The organism is Curtobacterium sp. B8 (genome assembly GCF_000333315.1).
GTDB lineage: Bacteria > Actinomycetota > Actinomycetes > Actinomycetales > Microbacteriaceae > Curtobacterium > Curtobacterium luteum.
In genome coordinates this window covers 1-1,334 of record NZ_BACW01000016.1, presented here as the reverse complement: position 1 = coordinate 1,334, position 1,334 = coordinate 1, and the positions used below count along the sequence as shown (strand labels likewise).

Below are 1,334 nucleotides of genomic sequence, written 5' to 3'. Positions count from 1 at the left end.
TGTCTGGGGGTGTGGGGGTCGACGTCGGTGGGGAGCCGACGACGGTACGGTACCTCCTCGTCAGGACGAGACGACAATCCCCCGTGGGGGTGTCACTCCGAGCAACGCGCGGACGTCAGTGGAACCAGTCCTGCGCCCGGATGTCGCGGAGTGCCTGACGGCGGACCTCGGGGTCGAGCGTCATCACGTAGACGGTGCCGTCGAGGTGGTCCACCTCGTGCTGCAGCGCCTCCGCCATGAGGCCGTCGCCCTCGAGGACGACCTCGTTCCCGTCGACGTCCACACCGCGGACCTTCGCGTGCGGCCACCGCCTCGTCGGGTAGCCGAGACCGGGCACGGAGAGGCAGCCCTCCTCCATGAGCTCGGGCTCGCCGGAGACCTCGACGACCTCGGGGTTGAGGACGTAGCCGACCTCGCCGTCGACGTTGTACGAGAACGCGCGGAGGCCGACGCCGATCTGCGGGGCCGCGACGCCGGCGCGACCCGGCTCCTTGACGGTGTCGATGAGGTCCTGCACGAGGTCCCGGACGCCCTGGGAGCCGAGCGCCTCGGGGCGGATCGGGTCGGACGGGGAACGGAGGACGGGATCGCCGAAGAGGCGGATGGGACGGACGGTCACGTTACTGCAGCACCACCAGGAGGTCGCCGGCGTCCACCTGCTGGGTCGCCGGGATCGCGAGACGGCCGACGGTGCCCGCCACGGGCGCCGTGATGGCCGCTTCCATCTTCATCGCCTCGATGCTCGCCACGGCCTGGCCGGCCACGACGACGTCACCGACGGCGACCTTGAGCGTCACGACGCCGGAGAACGGCGCCGCCACGTGCTTCTGGTCGGACGGGTCGGCCTTCTCGGCGGCCTTCGTCTCGACCTCGATCGACCGGTCGCGGACCGCCACCGGGCGCAGCTGCCCGTTGAGGGTCGCCATGACCGTCCGGATGCCCCGCGCGTCCGCCTCGCCGATCGCCTCGAGGCCGACGAACAGGTCGACGCCCTTGCCGAGGCGCACGACGTGCTCCTGACCCGGCCGGAGTCCGTAGAGGTAGTCGACGGTCGGGACGACCGAGAGGTCGCCGAAGCGCTGGCGGACCTCCTCGAACTGGCGGGTGGGCTGCGGGAAGAGCAGCCGGTTCAGCGCCTGCTGCCGGTCGCGCCCCGGCGTCGCGAGGTGCTCGCGCTCGGCCTCGGGCACCGGTGTCACCTCGGTGCGGACGTCGCGGCCGGCGAGGACCTTCGACCGGAAGGGCTCGGGGCCAGCCGCCGGGCAGGTCGCCGAGCTCGCCCGCCATGAAGCCGATCACGGAGTCCGGCACGTCGTACCGCTCCGGGTGCTCCT

At 72.3% G+C, this 1,334-nt stretch carries 1 protein-coding gene and 1 pseudogene; both read right to left on the bottom strand.

Annotated elements, in window-relative coordinates; genetic code table 11:
* Positions 1 to 115: 115 nt before the first annotated feature.
* A complete protein-coding gene (locus I59_RS00260; RefSeq protein WP_022902150.1) occupies positions 116 to 619 on the bottom strand; it encodes a peptide deformylase in 504 nt (167 codons plus the stop codon).
* A 1-nt stretch (position 620) separates the two neighbouring features.
* Positions 621 to 1,334, bottom strand: a pseudogene (locus I59_RS00255) (biotin/lipoyl-containing protein); the annotation flags it as partial.